Source organism: uncultured Arcanobacterium sp. (assembly GCF_947253055.1).
Classification (GTDB): Bacteria; Actinomycetota; Actinomycetes; order Actinomycetales; family Actinomycetaceae; genus Arcanobacterium_A.
Window position 1 is genome coordinate 1 of record NZ_CAMXYE010000060.1, and the last position, 9,219, is coordinate 9,219.

At 49.3% G+C, this 9,219-nt stretch carries 10 protein-coding genes; 3 read left to right on the top strand and 7 right to left on the bottom strand.

Translation table 11 applies throughout. The features are described 5' to 3' along the window. The 4 genes from Q0X35_RS04900 to glyA all read right to left on the bottom strand — a co-directional run. Window positions 1–690, bottom strand: a 690-nt coding sequence (locus tag Q0X35_RS04900) for a sugar phosphate nucleotidyltransferase (RefSeq protein ID WP_297566134.1), incomplete at its 3' end; no start/stop codon positions are given. Window positions 691–704: 14 nt separating this feature from the next. Then, entirely contained in the window at window positions 705–1,520 is an 816-nt protein-coding gene (locus Q0X35_RS04905; RefSeq protein ID WP_297566136.1) for an exodeoxyribonuclease III, read from the bottom strand. A gap of 15 nt (window positions 1,521–1,535) precedes the next feature. Further along, a complete protein-coding gene (locus Q0X35_RS04910) occupies window positions 1,536–2,423 on the bottom strand; it encodes a bifunctional methylenetetrahydrofolate dehydrogenase/methenyltetrahydrofolate cyclohydrolase (protein ID WP_297566138.1) in 888 nt (295 codons plus the stop codon). Between the two features lies 1 nt (window position 2,424). Then, window positions 2,425–3,714 (bottom strand): serine hydroxymethyltransferase, encoded by a 1,290-nt coding sequence (glyA, locus tag Q0X35_RS04915; protein WP_297566140.1) that lies wholly within the window; start codon window positions 3,712–3,714, stop codon window positions 2,425–2,427. A gap of 175 nt (window positions 3,715–3,889) precedes the next feature. Here glyA and purU point away from each other — a divergent pair, with 175 nt between their 5' ends. After that, on the top strand, window positions 3,890–4,738 hold the full coding sequence (purU, locus tag Q0X35_RS04920; protein WP_297566142.1) for a formyltetrahydrofolate deformylase: 849 nt from the start codon (window positions 3,890–3,892) through the stop codon (window positions 4,736–4,738). Window positions 4,739–4,811: 73 nt separating this feature from the next. Here the strand turns inward: purU and Q0X35_RS04925 are convergent, their stop codons facing one another. Together Q0X35_RS04925 and Q0X35_RS04930 are read right to left on the bottom strand one after the other, a co-directional pair. Further along, window positions 4,812–5,468, bottom strand: coding sequence for a response regulator transcription factor (locus Q0X35_RS04925; RefSeq protein ID WP_297566144.1), 657 nt, complete (start codon window positions 5,466–5,468; stop codon window positions 4,812–4,814). 51 nt (window positions 5,469–5,519) lie between these two features. Then, window positions 5,520–6,806, bottom strand: coding sequence for an ATP-binding protein (locus tag Q0X35_RS04930; protein WP_297566147.1), 1,287 nt, complete (start codon window positions 6,804–6,806; stop codon window positions 5,520–5,522). Window positions 6,807–6,940: 134 nt separating this feature from the next. Between Q0X35_RS04930 and Q0X35_RS04935 the strand changes: the two genes are divergently transcribed. Both Q0X35_RS04935 and Q0X35_RS04940 read left to right on the top strand, forming a co-directional pair. Beyond that, window positions 6,941–8,347 (top strand): PspC domain-containing protein, encoded by a 1,407-nt coding sequence (locus tag Q0X35_RS04935; protein WP_297566149.1) that lies wholly within the window; start codon window positions 6,941–6,943, stop codon window positions 8,345–8,347. Beyond that, window positions 8,344–8,568: a hypothetical protein gene (locus tag Q0X35_RS04940; RefSeq protein ID WP_297566150.1), complete on the top strand. Its 225-nt coding sequence runs from the start codon at window positions 8,344–8,346 to the stop codon at window positions 8,566–8,568. Before Q0X35_RS04935 ends, Q0X35_RS04940 begins: the two co-directional genes overlap by 4 nt. A gap of 64 nt (window positions 8,569–8,632) precedes the next feature. On the opposite strand, the gene Q0X35_RS04945 is transcribed toward Q0X35_RS04940, so the two are convergent. Next, window positions 8,633–9,219 (bottom strand): malate dehydrogenase (locus Q0X35_RS04945; protein ID WP_297566153.1); only part of this gene is annotated, 587 nt, incomplete at its 5' end.

Genomic DNA, 9,219 nt, shown 5'->3' on the forward strand with positions numbered 1-9,219 from the left:
TAATTCTGGTTGAAAACGCTGCAGCGCAGCCAACAGTACAGATGTCCGCGCGATGAACATTCCCGCATTCCATTTGTATTCACCACTTAAAAAGTAACTGGTGGCGATTTCTTTTTCTGGTTTTTCTAAAAATTCTGCCACCGCGAAGACGGGAAAATCTGCCCGCGCCGCCGGAATAGACAATTGCTTTTGAGCATGGATATAGCCGAATCCGGTGGCAGGGAAATCGGGGGTAATGCCGATAGTGGCTACATAGCCAGCAGCAGCAGCGGCAATCGCAGAATCTAATGCTCCCTGGAAAGCTAGCGTATCTTCGATGTGGTGGTCGGCGGCAAAAGAACCAATTATCACTTCTCCATGCCGCCGCTGCAAAATCGCTGCTGCTAAACCTATAGCAGCCATGGAATCACGCCCACTGGGCTCTGCAAGTAAGTTTTCAGCCGCAATCTGCGGCAATTGCTGGCGCACCACCGGTAGATGCGCCGCACCCGTCACAATCACAATACGCTCCGCTGCCCGCGGAGCTAAACGCTGCACCGTTTCCTGCAGCATACTTTGACCGCTGTTAGTTAAATCAGTAAGAAATTTTGGAAAATTACGCCGCGAAATTGGCCATAACCGCGTACCGGCTCCGCCGGCCGGAATAATGGCATAAAAATCTTCCCGCATGCTATTTATCTTTCTTTCCATAAGTAGTTTTCTACCTATTTGTATTCAATTACGAGCGGCGCATGATCGGAAAAACGCTCTGCATAGCTGGGAGCCCGATCTACTCGCTGCATAACAGCGCGAGCGGCCAAATTAGCATCACTCATCTGATAATCTATACGCCAGCCAGCGTCATTATCAAAAGCTTTCCCGCGCTGCGACCACCACGTATAGGGCCCTTGCATATCCCCAGCTAAGTGGCGCTGCACATCCACGTATCCAAATTCGCCAAACCACTTGTGCAAATAAGCGATTTCTTTATCCAATACTCCAGAGGTCTTATTGTGATTAGACTTCCAATTTTTTATGTCTTTTTCGCCATATACGATATTGAAATCTCCGGCCACCAAAATATGCTTTTGCCGCGGAGCAGCCTGTATTTGCTCTAAGCGAGTGCTCACTTTATCTAAATGCGCATATTTAGCTTGCATTTTCTCCGGCTTATCAGCCACTCCTGAATGTAGATAGGCACTTATAAAAGTGGTTTCTAATTCCGGTACGTCTACCTCGAGCCAGCGCCCCGTATCCACATCCGGTTCCGCGCTTTCGCCTGCCGCAGCTGGCAAGCCCGCCTGCACCGCGCCCGCGGTATACTTTTTCTGCAAAGCAATAACTACCCCAGCCCGGCCAGCCAGCGCAGATGCATGAGCAAATACTTGATAAGAATCCCCTATTAGCTCCGGCAATAAATCCTCCGGCGCGCGTACTTCTTGGAGAAGTAGCACATCGGGAGAAGTCTCTGCCAGCCAAGCGGAGAATCCTTTTCGCACTGCGGCGCGGATACCATTTACATTGCAGGTAGCTACCAACATTTATATTTCCTTATCCTAAGCACAAGAGTGCAGCTGCCGCTCCGCAGCTTCTACAATATTCACCAACAGCATAGCGCGCGTCATCGGCCCGACTCCGCCGGGGTTCGGGCTCATATAGCCAGCTATTTCCGCCACTTCTGGGCTCACATCGCCAATAATATGAGTTTTTCCTTCCTCATCTGCATAACGCGTAACTCCCACATCAAATACGGCAGCTCCTGGTTTGACCATATCGCCCGTAAGCAAATGCGCCACACCCGCTGCCGCCACTACGATATCGGCTCGGCGCGTATGCGCAGCCAAATCTGTAGTACCAATATGGCAAGAATCGACGGTGGAATTAATATCTGCCCGCGTCAAGAAAAGTGAAAGTGGACGACCGGCTGTCTTCCCCTGCCCTATTACACAGACATCTGCGCCATCCCAATTCACTCCCCCGCGTTTACCTAACTCTACGATGCCCCGGGGAGTACAAGGAGCCGGAGAGCAGAGCGGCTGCGTAGTATTGAGCACTAAACGACCCAAGTTAATTGGATGTAATCCATCTGCGTCTTTCTCCGGAGATATCCGCTCCAGCACCTGCTCCGTATCGATTCCAGCTGGTAATGGCAGCTGCACAATAAATCCAGTGCAGACCGGAGAAGCATTAAAAGAATCTACCGCGGAGAGCACATCTTCAGTACAGGCATTTTCTGGCAATTCGATGCGCATAGATTTAATTCCCACTTCTGCGCAGTCGCGATGCTTTCCTGCCACGTAAATACGCGATCCCGGATCTTCACCTACGATAATGGTGCCTAAACCCGGAAAAATTCCTTCTGCGTGTAAATCTTTTATCCGCTGCTGCAGCTCTGCCTTTATATCTGCCGCAACTTGGCGTCCATCTAGTCTTTGCGCCACCATATTATTTAGTTTGCTCCAAGCCCGGATAAAGAGGGAAATCCGCAGTCAGTTTAGCTACACGCGCCTGTAGTTGCTCCACATTGGCGTTCTTACCCTCGCGCAGCGTAAGAGCGATAATATCGGCCACTTCCCGGAATTCCTTTTCTCCAAAGCCGCGCGTGGCCAGAGCTGGAGTACCGATCCGCAATCCCGAAGTGACGGCCGGTGGGCGGGGATCGAAAGGTATCGAATTTCGATTTACAGTAATGCCCACTTCATGCAGCAGATCTTCCGCTTCTTGCCCGTTCATTGCGGAGTTGCGCAAATCAACTAACACTAAGTGCACATCTGTACCGCCCGAAAGTACCGAAACGCCTGCATCTGCCACATCTTTTTCCAGTAGACGCTCCGCGAGAATACGCGCGCCTTCCAGAGTGCGAAGCTGGCGATCCCGGAATTCCGCAGTCTGCGCAATTTTCAGCGCAATAGCTTTTGCGGCAATTACGTGCATAAGTGGCCCGCCTTGCTGCCCGGGGAATACGGCAGAATTGATTTTCTTCCCCAGCGGCTCCGCCGATTTAGCTAAAATCATTCCCGAACGCGGCCCGCCAATTGTCTTATGAATAGTAGTGCTCACTACATCGGCATAAGGAACCGGACTGGGATGGAGATCAGCTGCCACTAGCCCAGCAAAATGTGCCATATCTACCCACAAGTAGGCGCCCACTTCGTCAGCTATTTCACGGAAAGCAGCAAAATCAATATGCCGTGGATAGGCCGACCAGCCCGCAATAATTATCCGGGGGCGCACTTCTAAAGCCTTTTCCCGCACTGCGTCCATATGTATTAAATAATCTTGCTCATCCACTCCATAAGATGCACAGTTATAGGTGCGGCCCGAAAAATTAATTTTCATCCCATGCGTAAGGTGACCACCGTGGCTGAGTTCTAATCCCAGCACCGTATCACCCGGTTTAGCTAGAGCGTGATAAACCGCCGCATTGGCTTGCGCTCCCGAATGTGGCTGTACATTCGCAAATCCGGCATGAAATACTTTTTTTGCTCTTTCGATTGCCAAATTTTCGGCGACGTCTACAAATTCACAGCCGCCGTAATAACGCCGCCCCGGATACCCTTCCGCGTATTTATTGGTAAGCACTGATCCCTGCGCCTGCATAACTGCGCGGGGCACAAAATTTTCCGAAGCAATCATCTCCAGCGTATGGCGCTGCCGATCCAATTCATTATCCAGTACAGCAGCTATTTCCGGATCCAGCTCTGCTAAAGGAGCATTTAATAAATCTTCCACCATTATAAAATTTCCTCCTTTGCTGCCGGCCTATTACCCGGCGGCACTTCCACTTCCCCAGCATATATCACTGCAAGCGGCTCCTCATTTTCTGCCCACGATGTGGTTAAAGCAAAATATAAGTTTATCCTATTATGGCTAATTTCGATTTTTCCCCGCTTTCCTCTATGCTGGAAAAATGACTTCGGAAACGCTTATTTTCACTATGTATTCCCCCGACCAGCCCGGCATTGTCTACGCCGTAACCGGTTTACTGGCTTCGGTAGGCGGAAATATTTTAGAATCGCAGCAATATAACGACGCTGCTACAGATAGGTTTTTTATTCGCATTAAGGCAAATGTACCAGGTGGGCGCAGCACTATTGAGGCGGCATTTGCGCAGTTAGCAGCTAATTTTCAAATGACTTTCACCATTTCCGAAGCTCCTCGCCCCACCCGCACTCTTATTATGGCTTCTAAAGAGGCTCACTGCCTTTCTGATTTACTCACTAAACAACATGACGGGCGGCTCCCCATTGAAATTGCCGGCGTGGTAAGTAACCATGAAATTCTCCGCCCCCTAGCTGATTTCTATAAAGCAGATTATTTTCATATTCCCATTACCAAGGAGACGAAAGCAGCTGCGGAAGAAAAATTACTCGAAATTATCGAGGAAAGAAAAGTGGAACTGGTGGTGCTCGCGCGCTATATGCAGATTATTTCTCCAGAACTCTGCGAGAAACTGGCGGGGAGCATCATAAATATTCATCACTCTTTCCTGCCCTCTTTTAAGGGCGCCCGCCCCTATGCGCAAGCCCATGCCCGCGGGGTAAAACTTATCGGCGCTACTGCTCACTACGTGACCTCTGATTTAGACGAAGGCCCTATTATTGAGCAAGACGTAGTACGCGTATATCACGACGATACTCCAGCTGATTTAGCAATAAAAGGCGCAGAAGTAGAGCGGCAAGTACTTTCGCGCGCGGTACGCTGGCATGCAGAGCATCGCATACTTCTCAACGGCACTCGTACAGTTATTTTTAATTAGATTCTTAAATAGCTGATTTAGACTGCACGATACTAAAACTGTGCTCTGCGCTGTTTATCTAGATAGCACGCTTCTAATCCAAACCGCGCAAGCCCGCCCACCGGGAAAGTTCTTTCCTATTGGAGAGTTGTAGTTTCCGCAGCACCGCCGATACGTGACTCTCAACTGTTTTTATAGATATAAAAAGCTCCGCCGCAGTTTCTTTATAGGTATAGCCGCGCGCAATAAGCCGCATCACTTCCTGCTCTCGTGCCGAAAGTTTATCTAGTTCTTCATCGTAGGTCGCCACTTCAGCGCGTCCGCCTCCAAAAGCATCTAAAACAAATCCAGCTAATCGCGGAGAAAAAGCAGCGTCGCCCCCTACTACCAGCTCCAGCGCAGCAGTCAGCTCTTTACCGTTTATTGACTTAGTGACGTAACCGCGCGCGCCTGCTCTCACTACTGCCACTACGTCGTCCGCCGCATCCGATACCGAGAGTGCGAGAAATTTAGGAGGAGATGCCAGCTGATGCTGAATTTTCTTTATTACTTCGACTCCGCCTCCGCCGTTTCCACCCGGCAGATGCACATCTAGTAACACGACGTCGCACGGAACAGCAGAAATTACTTCTACGGCTTCTTCTACTGAGCCAGCTTCTCCTACCACTTGGAAATCTGGGCGCTGCTGAGTAATCTGCAGCACAATGCCTTCCCGCACTAAATCATGGTCGTCTACACAAATAATTTTCATTAAATGTCTCTTTTCCGCTTCCAGAATTCCGATAGTTATTCGCGCAGAAAATTATTCTGCTTTTGCCTGCTCATCAGCAATCGGTGCAGATTTTTCTTCCGCCGGCGTATCTAAGTTTTGTTTTCCTTGCCGATAACCAATATAGACCTCGGTGCCCCCACTCGGTAAAGGAGAACGTACCAGGGCTTCTCCCCCGATTCGCTGCATTCTTCCGATAAGAGAATCGCGAATTCCGGCTCGATCATTGGGAATATTAGAAGGGTCAAAGCCTGGGCCCCGATCGCGCACCCAAATTTGGCAATTTTTCTCTCCGAACTCTGCATAAACGGATATCGGCATATTGCCACCATATTTGCAGGCATTAGTAATTGCTTCGCGCGCGGCCGCCAAAGCCGTTTGAATGGCAGAAGTGGGCACTATATCGCCGCTAATTACTGTTTCTACTTCCGCCCCATACTGCCGCTCTAGATTTTGGGAAATCTTTTGCAGCTCGGTGGCAGCAGAAGTATCGCTGTCTTTTCTATCGGCATATAGATAACTGCGTAATTCTTGCTCTTGCGTACGTGCTAAGCGGCGCACTGCCTCTGCATCATCAGCTCGCGCCCGGAGCAAAGCCAGAGTCTGTAATACGGAATCATGCAAATGCGCAGCTATATCAGCCCTGGCATCGGCACGACTTTTTTCTACTGCTGCTTGGCGTAAATTGCGCTCCATGCGTATTCCTACGGGATAAAGCACCAATGCCAATACCACTACTACGGCAATCCCAGATTCTAAACCTGCCAATACTGGAGATAACTCACTGCCGGCCGTAACCATTAGCACTCCCCCAATAGCCGCAACGGCTGATCCACCGGCCGCAAATAATATATCTCTTCTACTGGCCGCACTGGGAAGCGTCCAAGCTATTCCCGCTCCCGTCACTATAAGTAAAACAGGAAGCGTGATTCGGCGCGGATATGCCCCCGAGGCCACAAAAGAAATACTTAAAATTACTGCTGCCAACAGCAATAAAATAGCTACATAAATTTTTTGCTCGCTGGCCTTAGTATTCTCCTGTAAAGGAGGAATTAACCGCCGGCGCTGGAGCGGAATTTCCTCATTTTTCGCGATATGCGGAAGAGTAAAAATAAAGAAAATATAGAGAAATGGCGTAATCAGAGTAAAAGAAAAAATTAAAAAGCAAAAGCGCCACCACTTTACCGAACCGCCCAGATGTACGGCTAGACCTCGGCAAACTCCAGCAATCATATAGGGATGCCGCCGCGCCAATACGGGGCGGTCTTTTGCCCACGCAGCTCGTAAATCTGTATATTCTTCTTGCGGTAAAGAACTCATATTTTGATATTCTCATCTTTTTCTAGCTACGAGAAATCTTTTCCAGATAAATCAGGGTTTTTCTCCATAAATCAGGGGAAATTCGGGGTGTTTCAGGGTAGATAGCACTTCTGTATCCATTAAGAATAAGAAATATGAAAACATTTTTTGCAACTATGCGGACTTATCCTTATCGCCGCACAAACGATAAGATGCTCGGCGGGCTCTGCGCTGGATTGGCACATCGCTGGGGTTTAGCCCCCACCCTCGTACGCCTCCTGGCGCTATTACTACTCCCCGTCGGTTTAATTTCACTTTTCTTATACGGAGTATTTTGGTTAATTATTCCCGAGTACCGAAGTGAAAAAATTATTTTAGAAGATGCACTCAGTGGGCGGCCAACTCCGAGTCTCGCTATTGCAGTAATTTTTATCATCCTCGGGTTTTTTTCCACCAGCTATGTATTTCGCGCGATTTTAGGAATAAGTCAGATTCTCTTAGCGCCGCTCGCCGTTATTTGCTTAATAGCTTTTGCTTTTATAACTATTCTGGCGTGGTGGCGGGCACGTAAACATCCCGAATTGCGTCAAGATCAGAGCGCATATACGCACCCTTCTCCAAACCCGGATCTGAATCTTGCAGTAAACCCAGATTTGCCTCCCATCCCAAACTCAGATGACGCAGATGCTCCCTTCCCCGAAGCTGGCAGTTTCCCCATTACCCCGCAAGTGTCCGCGCGCTATATTGCACTTACTGTGGTAGCAATATTCTTGACCTTTGCCGGGATTCTCCTCTTTTACTCTTCTACGCTCGGAGCTTGGCTCGCAGCTAGCGGCGGGGCACTCACCATATTGGGAATTTCCGTAGCTGTAGCTGGCATTCGCGGGAAACGCGCCACCTGGCTCACTTTTTTCACTTGGCTATCGCTTTTCGCTGTCCTGCCGGCTTTGACCTTTGCGGCTTGTATTCCTTCCCAATTTTTGACCGAAAAAAATACCCAGGTGTTTTACGCTTCCCCGATTACCGGAACTACGAAGAATGTGCAAGCACTTTTCCTGATTCCGCCCCAGCCCTTGAGCGGATTTCAGCCGGATAACACCTACCATTTCCAGGCAGCCATCGGGACGACTGAGATAAAAGTAAATGAAGACGTGCCCGTAATTTTACATATAAAGGGTGGAAAATACGGCACGCTGCAGGTTTATCATCTACGCAGTTGGAAAGTAGTGGAAAAAGGGCAGAGCACACTGCTTCCCGCTGCGGAGATAAATACTGCTCCCCCAGCTAGTGCTACTCCGCGTCGCCCTTATTTCACCGAAAATACCTTCAACATAGCTGATGAATACCCGATGGATATCGACCAATCCATACGCGCTGCATCTTATTACCGCTTATATGAAGACGAAGAAACTACTCTCTATTCACCTGCCGCACTGCAAGATAGCAGCCATGCCGCTCATGTGTATATGTATCTCAGTTTCGGGCAGGTGCAGGTGTATGGAGCACCTCCAGCTGGAGTAGACGAGAAAGTTTGGGTAGAGATGAAAGGATTAGAGAAATGAGAATATCTACCACGATTTTAGGTACTTTGACGATGATTATGGGGATTGCCGCCATTCTCTTTGGTACTGGTTGCACTATAGATCTACGAGTTCTACTTATCGTCACGCTGATAACACTCGCCGCCGTAATCCTGCTGGGAGTATTCTTACCGGCCAATAAAAACGCCACTACTTCTGTTGACTCTCCCAACCTGGAAGTAGAGAGCGAAAAGATAGGATAATAATAAAAATAAAAGCCGGAGTCGGGAAGTAATTTCCCGGCTCCGGCTTTTCGTCAATATCAGGTTACTTAATCAAACCTAATTTGCGTACGGTAGCGAGCTCTTCTTCTGCCGCATCCGCATTGTGTGCAATCTGCGCTTTCGTCACTTCGGAAAGCTCCAGGCCTTCCACTATCTCCCAGTCTCCACCGCGGGAAGTGACTGGCATACCGTAGATAAGACCTTCCGGAATTCCATAATGAGAACCATCCGACCAAACACCGGCAGTCACCCAATCGCCTTCTGGAGTGCCATTTACCCAGTTGTAGACGTGGTCAATTGCTGCTGTAGCCGCCGACGCAGCCGAGGAAGCACCCCGAGCTTCAATAATAGCGGCGCCGCGCTTAGCCACCGTCGGCACGAAGTAATCTTGCAACCAAGCTTCTTCTACCAAGTCCGTAGCAGCTTTTCCACCTACAGTGGCCCAAGAAATATCTGGATACTGATCGGCAGAGTGATTACCCCAGACCACCATCTTGGCAATATCGGATACCTTCGCTCCCGTCTTTTCGGCCAGCTGTGCGATTGCCCGATTATGATCGAGGCGCATCATGGCGGTAAAACGAGATTTCGGTACATCCGGAGCCGAATGAGCGGCAATCACCGCATTGG